Genomic DNA, 18,972 nt, shown 5'->3' on the forward strand with positions numbered 1-18,972 from the left:
AAGATCATTCCGGCTCCAACCACGGAGGCTGCCGAATACCGGGCCGCCTCCACACTTCAGTTCGTGAACGCGGGCGCTGAGTGTGGTGGGCGAAAGCGAGGAATCTCATGGACCCCGTGTGTAAGGCACGCATGAAAACAGTCACCGACGGGGCGAAGGCGCTCTGTCCTGCCGCCACACCCGGCCGCACCCGGTGCATTTGTAAGGGCGGACCCGCACCAGCAGCGCCGTCGGCCGCCACCCAGCGGTTCGTGCGCGAGCGGCCCTATGACTGCACGCGAGTTTAGGTTCATTTGTTCACGTTTCTAACGTCATTGGTAATCATAAGTGTCGGCAATTCAGGATCTGGATCCGGGAACCATTCCTCCATGTGGTAATGCAGGCGGCTACTATTCATTTCATGCTGTCCAAAGCGGATGCTCCGTAGGCCATCCGACGACACCAATCGGTCGGCGTCCGGAAGTCCAGTGCGAGGGTGGACGTTTGTCTGGTTCGGGCCCAAATATTCATTCCATTCATCAAGTGCTTTTGCCCTCCGGATAGGCTCGGGAAGGGTTTGTTCTGAAACGTCGATTACTAGTGGTGATTTTGCGGTCTCCGGAACGACTGCTTCCGTAGAGGCGGTCGCCTTCGGCAGGACAACTGACCTCACGCCCGACACGGGCTTGGGTACGAGGAATCTGTTCAGGACGGGACCCAATAGCCGTCCGGCCGCAACGGCCCCTAAGGTTTGTCCCAGCAGACTCCATCCCGACAGAATTCCCTCACCGTTATCGGTAGGAAGTCCGGCCCTCCTGAGTGAGTCCGTGTTGCGCGCCAGTGCTGCATTGACTTTCTGAACTCTTTCTTCGTGCGTGGAGAAAGGGTTAATTTGCTTCAGCGTCTCTTTAGCTACCCAGCCCCAATCCGTCCGTCCGTCCGGAAGCGTTCCAGGCCCATTCGTTGTACTCGCTTGGGTGGGCGCGGGCGTTGCCCGAGATCCTGAAGGGGAAACGGCTACGGTTGAGCCCGAGTGTTTCTCGATGCCATCCACTACGGGTATTGGGCTTCGCCCGTCAGGGTCTCTCTGCACGAGCGGCGCGCCATGACAGTAGCCATATACGTTGCCACCGGTGGTTGGTATCGGATCGCAAGTTACCCACCGGCACTGCCAGGAGGCGTAGTAGCGCGCTCCGTGGTAAGAGAGGCTACTTTCTTCATTGCGTTCCTTGCCGGTAAATCGGTACCGTTTTCGTGAATAGCTGCCGAACGACGTTTCGCCATACGGTGTGTATTCTTCCTTGTTGAGCGGCGAACCCGCGGGGTCGGTGACGACAGTGCTGCTCCCTAGATGGTCGGGCAGCGTGTAGATGATCGGTGGCATGACGTCGCCGGGGAGCGGGTCGCCTCTACGGCTGGTGGCGATCCGGTTGGCGACGTCGAGGATGTGCACTGCGTCGTGGGTGGTGGGCGCGGCCGCAGCTGGCAGGGTGTGGAGAGTCCGTTCGAACCCGGCGCCGATGTAGATGGTGACGGTGTCGGGTCCATTTTGGTTGCGGACGAGCTTGATGGTCCTCGTCCCGGAGGCGTCGTAGCGGTATTGGGCGTAGACGGATGGTTCGGGCCCGGCCTGGGTGCGGTAGGTGGCGAGCCGGTTCGCGTGGTCCCATTCGAAGAGGCGACTGGTAGTTTCGGAGGTCAGGTTCCCGGCAGGGTCGTATGTGTAGCTTGCGGTAATGGATCCGGTGGCGAGCGTAGCGAGTCGGTTGCTGCCGGCGGTGGCGGTGTAGGTGCGCGTGTAGGCGCCAGCCGCTGTGGCGTCCGCGGCATGCCGGAGGGTAAGAAGATTGCCGGCACGGTCGTAGTCGTAGGTTTCCGTGTACGCGCGGGCGCGGGTGATGTCCTGGCTGCGGGGTGTTTCCAACCATGGCTGATCGGGCAGGATGTCGGTTTCGCGGCCGGTGGCGGCGGTTAGCCGGTAGAGCGGGTCGTATCTGAATCGGCGGTCGAGCGCGTTCGGGTTGGCTGGCGGAATTCCGCATGCGGGGGTACGGTCGGCGATCGTCAGGAGATTGCCGGAAAGGTCGTAGCGGTAGGTGTGGTCCTGCTGTGCTGGCCCGTGGGGCTGCCAGCTAACGGGGTTTAGCTGGGTGGCGTTGGCGGTGTGGAGGCGGGAGAGACGGAATGTTTGCGGGTCGTACCGGTAGCGAAGGAGAAGGCCGTTGCCGAGATGCGCCAGGAGGCGGCGGCCGTGGGCGTCGTACGCGACCGATTGCAGGTAGGGAGTGTCGTCCAAAGCGATGGCGGTGATGCCGCCGCCCCGGCCGTAGCTGTAGTCGTACCGGCTGCGTGTCCCTGTCACGTCGGTCGGTCCTGTTTCAGCAGTTTTGCGTCCGAGCGCGTCCCATGCGTTGTCGGTCTGGTAGCTGATGGGATCTAGCAAGGCGTCCGCGTGCTCGGTGTAGTTTTTGCCGCTCGCGGGTTGCCAGTCCGCGGCGTAGCTCGTGTTGTCCCAGACACCGCCTGTTGTGCCTGATGCGGGGAGGGCAGCGAGCAGCAGTTCCAGTTGCAAGATGCGGCGCGTAACGGTCACCGGGTTGCCATCTAGGTTGTAGCCGCTGATGGAGTGCGCCCCTGCCTCGTCCAGAATAAGCACGGGTCGGCCGAGTGCGTTGGCGCCGCGTGCCTGTTCGAGGGTCAGTCCGGCCCCGGTCGGGTCGTCGCCATAGACGGTGACAAGGCGCAGCGTGGGTGTCTGGCCGGAATGCTCGGAGGCCCAGCCAAGTTGTGGACGATGGGCACGGTCGAAGGCGGACAGTGTGAGTGCGGCCTTGTCGTCTCGTTGTTCGACTGGGGCGCCGGCGGCGTCCCGGATCGTGTGGGTGGTGCCTGCATCCAGCAGCCAGGTGCGCCACGCCTGCCCGACAAGGTCATAGAAGGTGGCCGCGCATGCGCGACCCAGCGGGTCGGTGACGGTCAGCGGGTGTCCGTCGATGTCGTAGCTGGTGGTGGTGACCTGTATCTCGGTACCGTTGCGGGCGGTGGTAGCAGTGGTCCGGCCGAACGCGTCAAGAACGGTGCTGGAGGGCGTGTTCCAGTGGTCGGCGAACGCCAGACTGACCGTGGGGTGGGTGCGGCCGGCGTTGTCGTTGCCGTCATACGTGCAGGTTTCCCAGGGGGTCGGTTCCATGCCGTCCGGGTTGGCGAGGCTGGTAGGAACGCCGCGGAGGGTGAGTGTTTCCGTCCCATCGGCCGTGACGGTGCGGATGCACAGCCCGCGGGGGTCGTAATGCCGGACAGTACGCGCCAGAGACGCCAGAAGCCCCTCAGCGGGCCCCAGATAGCCATATCCGGTGTCGAAGAATGGTTCGTAGCCGATGACGGGCCGTCCCTTGTTGTCGTAGACGGTCCAGCCGCTGACGACGACCGCCGGGGACTCAGGCACGGCATTGTGGCCGGTGACGGTACCGGTTGCCACTGCCGGGTCGTCGGTCAGACCAAGGTCGTCGATAATAAAGTCGTCCGCCTGGGTGCGGGTCTGTAGGAGCCGTCCAAGTCCGTCGCTGAACTCGACTATGTGAATGAACCGTTCCGGGTGGCTGGTCTGCTCCTCCGGACCGAACAAGGCGGCGATGTCCCGGTCGGTCAGTGGCGGCTGGCCCGCGGCGGTGCGGCGCGAATTTTCCCGGTCTACGATGGTCCACCGGTGCTCGACCCGTCGCACGGTCGTGACACTTATGGGTTGCCGGGCATTGGCGGGGGAATTTCCGGTGGGTGCGCTGTCGTCCCAGGCTGTCAAGTGGTACTCGTAGGACACGCCTGGTTGCGCGACGGTGTCAGCCTCCGCTCCTGCAATCTTTCCCAGTTGGGCGGTGAAGGCGACCAATCCGAGCGGGGTGTAACCGACGGCGGTACGGTTGCCGTTGGTGTCTGTGACCAGGATCGGCCTGAGCAGCCGGTAGTCGTAGTCGGCGGTGGTGGTAAGTCCGGCCGGGTCAGTGATGCTGATCGGCAGCAGTTGGTAGCTGTCGTAACTCGTGGCAATCTCTGCGCCAACCGAGTCTAGGGACACGGTGACTAGGCCGCGACCGATGTGGGGGCTGTTGTGGATGTCGTAGCTCACCCGGGAGGTTTGGGCGTAGTAGCCGGCAACGTAGTCTCCGACATCCTCATGCCAACTGTAGCCCAGGTGCGGCCCCCGGGTGTCGGGGGCACCGGTGATGGCCTGCTGGAAGGCGGCGGGGTAGACTGCCGGCCAGCTGGCCGGGGCAGCGCTCCCATCGAGGCTGAGGTAGGGCGGGAGTGTGATGCCGGTGCCGCCGGGTCCGGGCTGGCCCGACTGGGTGAGGAGCGCCGGGGTGATAACGAGGTGTTCGGTGCGAACTGGTAGCCCGTGGTCCCCCAGTTGGCCCAAGTCCAGACCAGTGAAGGCCTCACCGTCATAGTACGAGAGCTCGAGTCCGCGCAGATTCGTCGTGGTGGCGCCGGTGAGTGTAGCCAGCCCGAACGCGAGCACGGGTCCGGTCCCGTCGTCGCCGCATTCGTACCGGACGGTGCGCGCTACCCGGTCGACCAGGTAGATCCCGGCGTCATCGCGGGTGGCGTACTCGGTGGCGGTGAGGGTGGCCAGGCAGGCAGCGCCTGGGGCGCGGGGGTCTCTGCCGCGGGGAACCCCAATGTCTGCTCTGGCATGCGGACGGCCGTAGCTGTCGTAGCCTCCGGTGAGAAGGAGCCTTGTCATGGGATCTATACCGCGTTCCCACACAACCGACCGGGACATGGTTGGATGGACCGTGACCACGGGCGACGCCTGCCAGTCCGCATGCTCGGCGGTACGACCGTCGAGCACCGGCGCGACCTGGTAGGCGAAGTCGTGGACCTCGTAAGGGCTCTTGGCGCGGGCAGAGCTGTCTTGGGCGTAGGTTTCAGTGCGCAGCACCCGGCCGCGCATTGCCCGGACGCCTTCGCGGAGCGAGGGGCGTGGCAGCCGATCCGGTAATTCCGTGTAATCGACGTGTACGGCCAGCTGTGGATCACCGGGCCAGTACTCCTCGCTGAAGTCGAGTTGGTGCCAGGCCCCATGAGGCGGCCCGACCGGGCCGGGATGAAACCAGGTGACGGTGCGCAGCGGAGGGCTGTCCACGGGCTCTGTGGGTCCGGACGGTTCCCGGACCCAGGCGTGGTCGATGTAGAACTCGGCCCCGTCTGCACTGGCTGAGTAGATGACGATCTCATTACCAGGAGTGCTCTGATTGCCAGCCTCCATGAGCATCCAGCGGCCCGTTTCGGCACAGACGGCATCTTCGCTGGTATTTCCCCCGTCGCCGGTGCCTATCATTACGCTGCCCCGCATCACGTAGAGCCATGCGGACGACATGACGTGGACGGGGCCTGTGTGCGCGGGAAGGAAGGTCTGCACGATGCCGCAGCCGCCGGCGCCGGTGGTGACGTGCACCATCGACCCGCCCCGGCCGTAGGGCAGGGTTGAGGCCAGCAGTTCGGTGGTTGTGGTTGTGGCAGCGTTGTTCCAGACGGTCCAGGAATCAGCGGCTGATGGGCCGCCGCCCGACGGGTGGTCGCCGGTCGTGGTTAGAGTGCTGGGGCCGCCGGGGGAGGGGGCGTCGAAGCTGAAGTTGGCGAGCAGGTTGCCCGCGGCGGCCGAATCGAATCCTATTGGCACGTTGGCCGGGGCGGCCAGGGGGTCGAGCGGTTCAATTTTTACCGGGGGCAGCGGTTCAGAAGTGACGGGGAGAAGGGCGTCGGTCTGTTCGACGCGGGCGAACCCACGGAACTCCCGATCCCCGGGATCCCAATAACCGTCGTGGTAGCTGAACCGGGTGTTCAGTACCGTGTGGGCGAACGCGTCATGCGTGGTTACACTGGCCACCACGTGGACGGGGAAGGGCAGGGTGGTCCGCCACGGGCGCCCGGCGGTCCGGTCGGCGGTGGCGTAGGCGGTCGAGGTCGCGTACTTCATCGTGGTTGCTGCCCCGGCGTGGTTGTCGATGCCGGTGAGCAGGTAGGGTTTGCTCCCGCCTGTCAGGTCCAGGAAGGCGGTCCGGTTCTCCTGGCCGACCCCTGACCATACGATGCCGGGCGCCCCCGTGCCGTTCAGGTCGGCCAGCCGTACCGCGGTCAGATCGGTGGTGCGTGGGGTTCCGTGGACGATCACAGGGGCGGCGAATCCATTGCCCGACTGGTTGACCCAGAGGGTGACTTGGCCCTCACCGATGTAGAGCACGTCAGCGGTGCCGTCGCCCACCACGTCGCCGATGAGCAGGCGGCGGGGATCGAATCCGGTCCGGGTGTAGGAGGCGGCGTCGCTGAAGTCAGGCGCACCGCTCATGGCTACGGGCAGTCCGAACCGCCCGTAGCCCAGGTTGGGCCGGTAGATCACCGACCTGTTGTTGATAAAGACGATATCGGTCAATCCATCGCCGGTCATGTCGGCCGTTTGCACCCGCCGGTCGGTGAAGTCCAGGACCGGCAGGTCCGTTGTTGCCGGCAGTCGCTGCAGGCCGCTAAACCCGGCGTGGCCGTCACCGTGGGCCATCATCGGCGGGTTACCTCCGCGCAGCACGTCCGCCTGGTGGTCCCCGTCAAGGTCGAGCAGCCGGACCTGAGGGTCCGTCAGCGGGAATGTCGGGGCGGTCCTGGCCGTGTAGCTGGACAGGTCGAAGCCTGCCTGTGCTCCGGGCACGTCACGTGGCGCGGCCAGGGACCAAGATGCGGTTCGGGTCGCCGAGGAGCTGATGAGCTCGGGTCGGCCGTCCCCGTTCATGTCGGTCAGGCGCGTTCCGGGCTGATCCAGGGAAACTCCGGCGGGGGTGTCGGCGATGGAACGGGGAAGATCGAAAAGGCCGCCGCCGCGGTTGCGCCAGTACCGGGCCGTTTCGTTGAGCTGCAGCAGGGACGGCAGACCGTCACCGAACGCGTCGGCCAACTCCAGCCCGCCGGTACCGAGCGGGGTTGGAGGTAGAACGGGGTCCAGCAGCCGGAACCTGCGGGAAGCCGGATCCCAGTCACTGTAGGTGAACTCGAGCGGCGGCCGGGCCTGCTCCGCGGCACCGTCGTGACCGCGGACCTGGATCCGGCCCAGTAGCGAGACCCTGTTACTCGGGGGTGTTCCTGTTTCATCGACGTAGTTCAGGGCGATGCTGGTGGCCAGCACCGGTGTGTCGGTCTGGATCCAGATTTCGATGCGTTTGGCCCGCAGCGTGGTGCGCAGCTCGAAGCCGGGCCGCCGATCCGAGAACGGGTCAGGCCGCTGTGGTGGGCCGTCCGGGTCCTGGTCCTGGTAGATGATGCGGACGCTGACCAGGTATGCCGGGTTCGCTTTGTCGCCGTAGTCCGCATAGCGCACACCGGCCAGATAAAGCTGCGGGCTACCCGTCGGGTCGGGGCGGTAGGTGTAGCTGATCCGGTTACCCAGCAGGTCACTCGTCTCGCTTAACAGCCAGGTGAAGATGCCACCGGCAGGGTTGACGACGATGGCGGGATCGGCCCAGTCGGCCGAGGCGTCCGCTGGCCGGGGGGTACCGTAGTAGCTGCGCAGCCCGTCTTTGCTGCGGACGTCCCAATAGTCCCCGCTCTCGCCAGTTACGTGGGTGATGCGGGCGAAAGCGGCTTCGGTCCGGGGCCGGTATCGGCTCACCGTACCCACGGCCCCCGCCGCCGGAGCAGCGGTGCCCTCCGGTACGGGCACCAGTTCCTCAGCACCGGAGAGCACGAACGTATCCAGCGCGTCATCGTAGCGTGGGATGCCCCGGTCCGTCCGCCGGGCCACTTGCGGTATGCCGAGGGTCCAGCCCAGCCCAAAGGCCCCGTTGCCGGCCCCCGTGCTGTAGGCCAGGGACATTGATGGGGTCAGGCCTTTCCGTCCCTCCGGAAGGGCAATGGGAACGGACAGGTTCCCGGTACCGGTATGCAAATCGGGCTGGAAGGTTTCGCCTATCGCGGTCAGTGCCCCGCCACCCTTGGGAACACTGATCCCGCCCATTTTCGGCCCGCTCATCGGACGCCCCGGAGCCACCGACTAAGGCAGAGAAAGGCCTCATGCGTGCCCGCATGGCGTAAGACCCGGTGCAAGGCCTGTTCGAGCCCTCGTGCGCCCCCTGGAGGAAATGCATCACTAAACCAGGCCCAGGCATGACCCGTACTGGCCGTCGGAACCACGACGGCATCGGAGCGGCTTCTCATTATTACTCCTCCGTATAGGTGTGTCGGGGTTAGGCGGGCCACGCGGGTGCGCGGCCGTGCCAGCTGATGACGAACAGCAGGTCCTCCACCCGGCTGGCGGTGAATAGCGGGTCGGCCGTCGCTCCCAGGGACAGTTGCCAACTGCCCGTGGGATCCGTTCCTGCCAACGGCGACCATGCAATAGCGCCGCGCCGTGTGCTGGCGATGCCGTTTCCGTCCGTTTCCGTGCTGCCACCCACCGACGTGCCGCCGATAGTGCGGTTGAGTGAGAGCTGGACCTGGGGCACCGGGTCTGTTCCGGCAGTGGACAGACCGATTGCAACCTGGGTTGTGAGCAGCCCCTGAAGATCTGCAGGGAAGTTGTTGCGTGACAGGGTCAGTGTTGTGCTGCGGACGCCGTCTGGACCGGGATTGTTTAGCTCGTACCACTGGTCGGGGAAGTCGCGGGCCAGGCTGAACACACAATCGGAAGACCTGTCGAGGTTCGCGTTCAGCTCCCGGATGACCAGGGCCCCGTAGTCCGGGTCGGCCAGCGCGGTGTAGTCGATACGGACGAGCAGGTCGGCGATGCTCGCGAACGCGAACGGGTTGGCCGCCTTCGGTAGGCTGAACTGCCATTGCGTCGCGACCCCGCTGCCTTGGAACGGGAGCAGCATCTCTGGCTGCAGATCCAGGTCGAAAACACCCGTCGCGTTCAACGGTGAAGTCACCGCCACGGACACGGGGTCCCGGCGCAGGACGACGTCGGTAAAAGATCCGAATATGCCCGGTGTCGTCACCCTCGAGATTCCGGTATTGCTCAGGGTGGCGCGGATGCCGCGGTCGGGCGGCACAAGGGCAATAAGGCTGAGGTGGACCTGCCGGATCAGCCGTTGGTAATGGTCGGGGAAATCCTGGGAGAACCAGGACATAGGTGTTGCGAAGCTTAGCTGTCCCGTACGGCGGAACTGCAGAAAGTCCATCGGCAGGATCTGGGCGAGGGAAAACGTCTGGGACAGGTTTAGCCTTCGCTCATCGGTGGAGAATGCGTACTGGTCAAGCCGCAGCAGGTCCTGGAGCAAAAGTTCAGCTCCTGTCATGCCCTTGGTGTCCATGACCGGCGCCTTGCGGCTGCCCTGCGGTGCCTTCCAGTAGTCGACGCCGATGAAGGTCCTGACCGGTTCGGCACGCTCGAAGGCGAGCTGGTCCTGAGCGAGGCGCGCCGTGGCCGTGGCCTGCTGAAGGAAGTATCGGTACACCGACCCGAGAGTGTCGCTCATCCACAGGTAAAGATCGGGGGATGTGAACTGGCTGGTCAGTAGCGCCAGCGTCGCCTTGGCCTGTTCGTTTTGTCGGGTGGACACGTCCTGCTCCGCCTTGGCGATGGTCCTCTGGTCTTTGGCGACGGTTTGCTGGGCGGTGGCTACGAGCACGTCCTGCGCCGCGGACGTGTGCTGAATAGCCGTCTCTTCACGGCGCGTCTCAATACCGGCCCTGAGCTGGTTGGCCTGCATCTGGGACTGAAGGTCGTTGATGAAGATCTCCGCTCCGGCTTTGACGCCATATCCGGCAATTTGGATACCCCCGAGAGCGACTTTGGCTCCGAAACTGAAGATCGCCGAATCGAGACTAGCCGCGCTGGCGGCAGCTTGGGCGATGCCGATGGCGCCGTTAGCGACGGAGACGACGTCCTGCAAGTCCCGCAGCTGACCGTACTGATCCAGCAGCGTAGTTTCATACTGGTTCGGGGGGGCTTCCAGTTGCTGACGGTAGGCCGCTTCCATCACGGTGGCCTTGGTCTGTTGCGTGTCGGCGGCTTTTGCGGCGTCGTCAGCTTCTTGCACGCGCGCCTCATGCACTTTTGATTGGAGCTCGGCCAGGCCCGCGGCGAACCGTGCGTCACTGAGCTTGAGGGTGCCCGTATCGTATTTTTCTAGGAGCGACAGGTATTGTGCTTCGAGTTGTCCGGCCTGCTGGGCCATCTGTTGGGCGCGGGCGAGCAGGATTTTGAAGTGGTAGGGCGTGGGTTGGCGAATGGCGTTGTTGCTGCTGGGTGCTCCAGCCACGAGCCGGGGCAGACCTGCGATGTTGCGGCCCTGACGGAGTTTGGCCAGCTGAGTTTGCACGCGTGTGGTCAGGATGTCCAGTTGCGGCAGCGCAAGGGCTGCTTCGCCGGGGCCCGATGGCTGTACAGGCACGAACCGCGGATGGGCAAGCAGTCCCTGGGCGGTGAGGTAGAGGGTGCGGGCGTGCCCGAGTGAGGCGTCGCGGTCTACGCTGAACTCGCTGTTGCCGTAGTCGATGAGGCCGGTAATGATTGTCAGCAGCGTGTTGCGCAGGTAGGGGGCGGGCCTGCCGCCCCGGGCGGCGATGAGGTGAAATGGATTCAGGTCTTTGGTCCAGTTCGGCGGGAAGCTCATATCGGGCGGTGTGGGCGCCATGTCGCCCTCATCGTTGATGCGCTCGTAAATGGACACCGCCTGCGGATCGTTGTAGGGGTATACGACCCATAGCCAGTCCATCGCCTCCTGGTGATGGCCTGCCGCGAGCAGCCGCTGGGCGGCCAGCATGGGTACAGCCCAAAAAATCTCACCAGCGGCAGCGGGTCCGACGTCGTTCCCCTGGACGAGCAGCGACCCCGACCACGCCGCAAGACGCCCCTGGTGGTCCCGGTTACGGCCGCTGAGATAGCTCAGCTGCCCGGGCTCGGGCGGATTCTGGTTGATCAGCCAGGGGGAGCGTGCACGGCAGTAGTCCGTTACCAAGTCCAGGACTTGTGACGGGCTGGCATCTCCTGGCAGGTCCTGGAAAGCAAGAACCAGGGTGTGGAACTCCTCTGAGGCACCGGACGTTGGGTCCACGGCAGGGTCCAATACCTGAGGCGCCAGCGCCGCTTCGGGAAACAGGAATGCAGATATCGCCTGACGCCAGCTGTCGATGCCACCCATCCAGGTCCACGCCACGTCGAAGGCCTGACTGTCGCCAAGCGTCCAGACATGGGCCGGCGAGGCGGCACTCACATCACCGGACCGGACCAGTTCCAGCAATGTTTGCAGGCTCGCGATGGCCTGAGCCATCCGCGTCGTGGCCACCGCTCCGCTGGCGCGGAAGTCGACCTGATACATGCCGGTCAGGAATTCACCCACGTCCCCGGTAACCGTGGCTGCCACATCGGCGAGCAGCGCGTCCCGCAGGACAGGGAGGGAACGCTGCTCCGCCGCTGCTATGACTGCTGTAGCGGCGTCGCTAAGGTTCTGCCGGCGTGTCGTGCGTGCAGACAGGACGCCGGTCCAGTCGGCGCGTGCGCGCGGGTCGATACGGACTATGCCCGCATCGGGGCGCTCCGTCCCGCAGGTGAAGAATTCGGGGGAGAGGATGATGCCGCTTTCCTCGGACAGCCATTCCGGGTACTTCCGGCGTCGGAAGGCTCCGGTGAGAACCTGCACCCCGTCGTCCCACTCCCGGGCGGTAGGGTGGGCGACCGCTGTTAGGCCTGCCAGGCTGAGCAGATACCGGTAGCCGGTGCGGTCGAGTCCGGCGGCAGCGAGGGGATCGCTGATGTCGACGCCCTGGGCCTCCTGGGCTTGCCACCCAGAAAGCAGCTCAGGGGTGCCGTTGGGGAGTCCGGCGGCAAGTAAAGCAGCCAGCGAGCCCGGCGGATCGGCGGCGCCAGCCACCGTAGCCGTGAGGCTGACGGCATGCTCGGCCAGGAGGCCGGAACGGGCCTTGAACAGCTGGTCGATGCGGGTCGCGAGGGTGCTGCCGGCTCGTATATCAGCGGTGGTGATCACATCAGGGTCAACCACGACTGTGAATGCCCGATTAGAGGGCGGGTTGAGGTCTTCGGCCTGCCACTGTGAGGCCTGGGTGACCAGCTGCCAGGTGAGCAGCTGGGACTGCTGGATCGGGCGCAATGGATCGAGACCTGCGGTGGTTTGCGGCAGCGCGAACAGGCGCTCCAGTTCGGCCTCGGTTAACGCGGCCCCGTCCAGGGTGAGGGTATCTAGCTGGTCAGGCCGGCCCTCTGCCGATCCTGCCGGCCCATGCAGCGTGAGGCCTAGTCGTGCCGCCAAGGCCGCCCGAGTTGCGGTGTCGGCGCCGCGGGCCTGCCGCATCTCGTCATAGCTGGTTCCGGCAGCGACCAGCAGTGTCTGGTATGCCGTCTGTAGGTAGTCGATTTCCCCCTGCCGTCCCGGTGCTTGCGGGATTCCGCCGGAGGCAATCCGTGCGCGCAGAAGCTCGACGGGAAGGCGGAGTTCATTCACCGGGGCGAGGCCGGCGACTGCCGCCGCGCTTAGCGGTTGGCTCATCCGGTCCACAGGTTGCTGCAGCGCCGCGGTGAGGTCTGCCGTCTTGACCTGGCCCCCGGGCGTGAGCACGGCGTCGCGGGCAAAGACCATGAGGGCGGCGAGGTATTCGGTCTCGCTCAGACGATCGTCTACAGTGGCCGGGAGATAGTCGCTGACTGCCTCCAGCGGCCACGGCAGGATCTCGGCGGCGTTGCCGGCCGCGTCGGAGGCCCGCAGATATACGGTGAACGGTCCGATGCCCGGTGCTGTGACTGTCGCAGACCACAGGGAGAAATCACTGGGGGAACCGGGCTCTGCGGCCGCGAACGGCCCGATCGGTGAAAGTGAGACACCGACCGCGGCCTTTCCGCCGCTCATGCCGCTCTGCGTGTCGCTGCACACCCCGTTCAGTTTCACGGCGCCGGAGGTGCCGAGCAGGACCTTACCGCCGGAGGTCGGATGGCTCACCGTCACGTGAGGTGCCGCCGCGTCGATTGCCGTGACTGTGCGCACGACCGTGCTGGTGCGCTGCTGATCCAGAGTTGCGGTGGCCACTACTGTGATGGAACGCGGGCCCACAGGCATCGGATCCAGATGCAGCACTCCCTGCCAGTTCGTCCCAGCCGCGTCTGTGGCAGAAAGGCCGACGGTGTTCTGTCCGCTTTGGGCGGTCACTGCCAGCCCCCCCAGCCAGTCTGCGGTGGCCGTGACGGTAACGCCGGCACCTGTTTCCATCAGAGGTACGGCGGCCGGGGGATTCTGTTCCCCGGGTGCTGTGACGACAACGGATACGGCCCCTGCGATGAACTGAGCGGCACGGGAATCGATGGAACCGCCCCCGGCAATCAGTGCGCTTACCTGGGCCACGTGGTAGCCAGGCCGGTTCAGTGTCACAGTGGCCGGCAGCTGTACGTCCGTGGCGGTCGCCGTTTCCCCGCTATCGAACTGCAGGCGAAATCCGCCCTCGTACTGAACAATGTCATCACCCTGAAGCTGGGGCTTTGTGGGGTTGCTGGGGTCATCACCGGTCGTGTAATAGTAATGCGTTCCCGGGTTAGCCTTAACGCGCACGCTAAACGGGGCACCGACGGGCACGCCCGATGGAACAATAATGGTCACTGACGGGGGAATGTCTTTCGGGAGGACACCTGTTGCTCCGGTGAGTGCCGTCGAGTTTTCGTTGGCTGCTTCAAGGCTATCGCCGTTTAGGAGTGCTGCGCCCGCGAAGTCACTCAGACCATGGACCGGAACTCCTGATCCATCGACGCGGTTTGCAGTGTCTCTAACTCGATCCATGTCACTGTCCATTCAGCGTGTTCCGTTTAGTTTTGAGAATCCTGTCCCCGTCCGAGGCTGAACATCATCGGGCGGCAGGCGTGATCGGGGCGCTGACCCGGATGATCGGGCCAGCGCATGAGCTCTGGACTCCGTTCCGCATTCGCCTTATGAAACTATCGCCGCTCAGCGTTACTGCAGCGTTACTTCGGCTCTTCCGCTCGAGCGGCCTTCGGGCAGTCCCAGACCCGGTCAAATGAGGCCGGTGCCTGTTCGGGGTTCGTACCCCAGCGCCATGCGGAGTTCGAATCGGCGCATCGACCGGTTCGCGTACTGCGCGCGTACCAATACGCAGGAACTGCCCTGGAGTTGCCCGCGACTGATCGCCTTTCTCGCCTGTGGGAGCGGCCGGGTGCTGCGCTCGTTCGGGAGCGAGAGTCCGGGGACCTGACTCCGACGGTACCCAGTGCAACGTCCACCCCGTAACAACCCAGGCACCCTAAGTCTCTCTCGAGGCGCCGGGATCAAAGCGATTTTCACCGAACGGCCCGGGGTCGCGGCCATGCCTCCTCGGGGGAGCAGATCCAGGCGCAGGCCACGTGGTCATCTGCCGCTTATCCCATGTCAGACGCATCGTGTCCTTGCCGCCTGACCCGGGGCCCTGAGGTGGGGTTTTATGGGCACGATTGACGCCCGGGTGGAGGACGGTTCTTCCGTTCCCTAGCACTTTCAGGTGTGCCGGGAAACGTTGCAGCCTCGGTCGCGAGAATAGACCCTCGAATTTATCTCGAAGCCAAGGTGCGATCGCCGGTGCGGAGCCCGCCCGCAGCCCCAATGACAAACGTCACTTGAGCTTGGATACCGTCTCGCGTCAGGTCCGTCACGTAACCGCTTGGCGCTGGCATAATTGCCCCTTTTATGCTCCAAGAGAATGTTCCCGGACCAGGTGTCGGGACAACGTTCTCTCTGCGCTCCGTAGGAAGCAGGTTCTCGTTGGCGTAGCCATCTAAGTTTCGGTTGTAAACAAGCGAGATCGCGTCAGCCCCGCCGGTGAAGCCCTTTGAGATGTCGGTGTTGCCGGCGACGGCGGCTCCTGGAAGGGTGAATGCCCAGCTTTTGCTCCCTTGGGCAGCCCACTTCGCGCCTGGAACTTCGGGAAATAGGATCTCTTCGTTCGGAAGGGTGAGGTTTTCGGTGCCCGCCACGGTTTACACATGATTCCGACACAGGATATCTGGTAACGACTTGGCAAGGCTCGCCTGTCACGGCAGATCCGAAAGCAGGGCCCAGGCATCCAATGCGATTTCGGATGGATGATCCAACGGATCCTGAACTGTATCTGTTCGTAGGTTGCTTGAAACTACCTCCCTCGAACGCGACGACACGATGTCGGCGTTAGAAGAGCAGGTCGCTTCTGGCAAGAACCAAGCCGAGCTGCTCACTGAGAAGCTGGATCCAGATGCGCTTCGTTCGGCGGTCGATTCCGTTCTGAACATAGTCAGTCGAAGAATGACGCCCCTTGCACAAGCCTTTCCACTTGAGCATTCTGAGCACGGTTTCTGTATCGACCCCAACCGTCTAACGGTGGTTGCGGACACTCTACACGGGCCGGCGTAAATGGACGCTGGAGCCATTGGTAGCGGCAGGAGCTGGGTCGGGTACCACCTAACGGCCTATCTGGCCCTGCACCGGTACTTCATTAGCTCAGGGCGAAAATCACGGCTAGTGCCACCCAAAGGAGGACGACGGCCGCAACAGCAGCCAAGATGCGCTGGCCCGTTTTGACTTCGCTTTCAGTTCCGTCGTGCATTTTCCGGATACCAAACACGACGGCGTAGATGAGTGCACCTATCAGAACGATTCCTTCGCGCCCAGCTCCCCCCATCGTCGGCCTCCTAGGTGTCGAGTGACTCACCGTGAAAACGCTCAAGGCTGGCTACGCACCGGCGCAGACGTCAGGCCGGATCTAGGATCCCATGCGCCCCGTTACTGGGTCGTTACCACTCCAATGCAAGAGACGGCGATTGGTATCCGCTGATGGGAGGACTGTGTAAATAGCGGTGTATATGGCTCGCCCCGCCGGGCCGTGGGCCTGACGGGGATGATGTCGGTCAGCCACAGGTCGTTCGGTGCAGCGGTGGCGAAGTACCGTTCAACCAAGTCGTCGTGACCCGGCGGTCCCGGCTTTCGGTCCCGCTCCGCTTCCTGGAGAACACCGCCCAGATGCCGTGGTCACGGCAGAAGCGCTGGACCCTGTTCCTCCCGCCGTAATGCCTTTCTCGGGGTTCGTCGGCGATGAACCGGTAACCGGGCGGGATCATCGGCGTGCATGCCAGGAGGCTGGGTGCGCATCCTCCCAGTCCCGTTCCGCCACCGGACTGGCCCTCCACCGGTGATAGTCATGCTTGCTGAATCCCAACACCCTTCAGGTCACTGCCACGGGGACACCGTCGGCGGCAACATCCGTGACCGGCGGTTAGACTATTTTGGCTTGATGTCCTTGGCCAAATAGGCAGGAGCCCGGCGCAGGATCTCATTCTCCTGCTCCAACAGATGGTTGCGCTTCTTAAGTTCCCGCATGTCGGCCGGACTCCACCGCTGCCGGGCCGGCCCGGAGTCCTTACGCTCGGCGAGGGCAATCCAACGCTTCAACGGCGTGACTGAAAGCCCGAAATCTTCGCAATCTTCACGAGCGACGCCTCGCCCTTGCGGGCCACATCAATAACATCTTGACGGAACTCCTCCGCATAATCATTGGGCATGAGTAGTACGCTTTAGCTTGGTGTAACGGCACAGCCCACCCAGGCTTGCCCCCGACCCGATGCGCATCCTCGGCCGAGGCCGGCGTGGGCTGGCTGGGATTCTTCCGCGACCTCACTGCCCGCGGCCTGAACGGGGTGAAGTTGGTGACCTCCGGCGCGAACGCCGGCCTGGTTGCGGCGACCGGGGCGCGGGTGTGCATCTGTCATCACAGAGGTATTAGAGTCCGAGCGGGAGCATGTAACAACTCGCGCACTACTCAGCGCCGGAAACGCAACGCACGGGCCGAGTCGCCGTTGGCTGGCACTTATAGTAGAGGTTTCTACTATTTATTGGGTGGTAGCTGCATATCGGCCCACAGATCGGTCCTGCCCTAGGGGTGTCGCACGGGCTTCTCGATTGGTTGGGTATTGGATGCGGCGGTGAAGCCCAAGGCGCCGCCGAGGAAAGCAAAGACGGCGAGGCTAACGTTTAACCAGACCGGTTGGCTGCCTCCGGCGGCCGATATGCCGACCTGAATGCACCCTAGGATTAGGCCAACGGCCGCATAAACTGCGTAGGCAATTTTCCGAACGGCGGCAGGGACGATGTCGACTAGGGGGTTACTCAACTTTGTTCACCTCTCAGGAACGGATCCTCGAGTACGTGATCATCTGAACAGCTGGCGCGTTACTGCGGCGTTACGGGCGGATAATCTTATTGGATCTGTTGCCCTAATGACTTCGTCGACTGGAACGGGGAAACCCATTACCAGCAGATACGCACTACGGTGACAGCGCGGCTCCTCTCCCGCCAGCTGCCTCGTGGACAGATAAGACGCGCAGGGTGGCCGGCATGAGGAAGTGGATGTCCGCGCACCGTCGGGTGGTTGGGGCAACGGTATCCGCCGTCGTAAGTTGGCTGCGGCGGTAGCGATCTGGGTGAGCCTTGGGCACTCGCTCGAACAGTCCCTCGTTCCCCACGGCCGTGTATCTATGCTCCCTTCCCGGTTGCTCGGCAGCACCTGATCGCCCTCAAAACCGCTACCCGGTTAGACGCTGAGGCCGCCGACGGCCATCATTTGTAGATGCGGCGGAAAGGAACTGCTGCGCGGCGGGGTGATATCGGGAAGCAGGTGTGGCTTTCCGACGAAAGCCAACGTTCTGTCGCTGCGATGGTTACTAAGTAAGCGACTGAGGCCGACTCTCGAGGTAGCGTTGTCACCGGCGGCCTAAGGGACTTCTCCTTTCTTCGCGGGTGCGCGATTTTAACCAAATCGCAGCTCCAACGACAGCAGTTGATCTTGATGCCTTACCCAACAGCTCTCTGGAGAATTGGTCGATTTCTGGACTCGTTGGAGCTTAAAGAGTAGAGTTCAGCACCAACCTATGAGGAACCACGTGGGGGGAAAATAATCTCGGGGGCCGAACTGCCGGCCCTAGTCCACAACGGGGAGAGATGGTGAAATGTTCCTGAGTACGGGAAACTTCGAATCAGGCCTGGGCGCTTGGCAGCCGCTCAATCTTTCCCAAGCCGTGACAACTTCCTTGGTCACAAGTCCGGGTGAAGCCAAACAGGGCGACAAGTTTATGCGGTTCAAAACTTCTCGGCAGGGTGGATCCGTGGCCCAGGATGTAAGGTTGCCAACATATATTCAACAATATTGTAAGTGGCAACGTGTTCCCGACTTATGCGGCTGTCGCCACTTCCTTACAATTTTCGGTATGGCTGAAATCCGCTCCCGGTCAAGGCAACGTTGAAGGTGTTGCTGCGGATCTGGGACCTTTCCGCTAATACCTCAATTACCACTCGATTCAGTGTCGGACCGGCTTGGACCTAGATTTTGGTTGGACTTGACAAGGCGACGTATTCCGCACGTGTCGAAATCTATCTCGACACAGTCGATAAATGGTTGGATGTTGACGCTGCTGTGTTAATTTAAACCCCGACGAGTCGCAGGGATGTCGTGCAGCATGTTCGGGCAAGATCGTGCACTTTTCCCGGGCCAACAATATGACGCGGCATTCCACGGATTCGGTTCGGATGCGGAATGTCACGCGAGGGGTGTCCCTCCATGCTGTGTCACGATGGCCTGTTTCCGCTCGCGGTTTGCAAGACTTCGGTGGTCGGCTGGCTGAGCACGGCTACCCTCCATGCGCGGTGACTCATGAGGGTTGTGCTCTGGGCTTCGGGAGGTGCACTGCAACAGCGCCAACGGGCTAGAGAACCTACGGCGTCGACGCCCACGCCCATCGCGCCGTGCTGGCCGGAAGCCAGGGCAAAGGACAGGCGACTATCGCGGTGCTCGCCGGAGGCTTTGACTGGGACTACCCGCCCGGAATCGTTGAGTTAGTTCGTCGTTCTGGTAGCGGAGTAGTTGCTGGGTGGAGGGGCTGGAGTGCAACTTGGGGGACCGGCGTCGGGGTTCGGAAACTTCGTCCGGCCGAGGTAGCAGTCACGTTGGGGGGAAGTTTCCGGTTCTCGGGGCCGGCTCGGATGTGCCCTGGTTGCG

At 63.5% G+C, this 18,972-nt stretch carries 4 protein-coding genes and 2 pseudogenes; 2 read left to right on the forward strand and 4 right to left on the reverse strand.

Annotated elements, in window-relative coordinates; translation table 11 throughout:
• Positions 1–289 precede the first annotated feature (289 nt).
• From ACR65J_RS09405 to ACR65J_RS09415, 3 genes are all read right to left on the reverse strand, one after another.
• Positions 290–7,993 (reverse strand): SpvB/TcaC N-terminal domain-containing protein, encoded by a 7,704-nt coding sequence (locus ACR65J_RS09405; protein WP_440168071.1) that lies wholly within the window; start codon positions 7,991–7,993, stop codon positions 290–292.
• A gap of 214 nt (positions 7,994–8,207) precedes the next feature.
• Positions 8,208–13,565, reverse strand: a complete 5,358-nt coding sequence (locus tag ACR65J_RS09410; protein WP_440168073.1) for a Tc toxin subunit A-related protein — start codon at positions 13,563–13,565, stop codon at positions 8,208–8,210.
• A 938-nt stretch (positions 13,566–14,503) separates the two neighbouring features.
• A complete protein-coding gene (locus ACR65J_RS09415) occupies positions 14,504–14,926 on the reverse strand; it encodes a hypothetical protein (RefSeq protein WP_440168074.1) in 423 nt (140 codons plus the stop codon).
• Positions 14,927–15,338: 412 nt separating this feature from the next.
• Here ACR65J_RS09415 and ACR65J_RS09420 point away from each other — a divergent pair, with 412 nt between their 5' ends.
• Positions 15,339–15,506, forward strand: a complete 168-nt coding sequence (locus ACR65J_RS09420) for a DUF3732 domain-containing protein (protein ID WP_440168076.1) — start codon at positions 15,339–15,341, stop codon at positions 15,504–15,506.
• Positions 15,507–15,824: 318 nt separating this feature from the next.
• On the opposite strand, the pseudogene ACR65J_RS09425 reads toward ACR65J_RS09420, so the two are convergent.
• Positions 15,825–16,483, reverse strand: a pseudogene (locus ACR65J_RS09425) (transposase family protein); the annotation flags it as partial.
• 66 nt (positions 16,484–16,549) lie between these two features.
• Here ACR65J_RS09425 and ACR65J_RS09430 point away from each other — a divergent pair.
• Positions 16,550–16,678 (forward strand): annotated as a pseudogene (locus ACR65J_RS09430) (transposase); the annotation flags it as partial.
• Positions 16,679–18,972: the final 2,294 nt, after the last annotated feature.

The sequence above is a fragment of the Arthrobacter sp. SAFR-044 genome (assembly GCF_059414985.1).

Excerpts from the sequence above, each read along its gene's own strand:
- ACR65J_RS09405 (WP_440168071.1), bottom strand. The coding sequence starts at position 7,993 with ATGAGCGGGCCGAAAATGGGCGGGATCAGTGTTCCCAAGGGTGGCGGG.
- ACR65J_RS09420 (WP_440168076.1), top strand. The coding sequence starts at position 15,339 with ATGGACGCTGGAGCCATTGGTAGCGGCAGGAGCTGGGTCGGGTACCAC.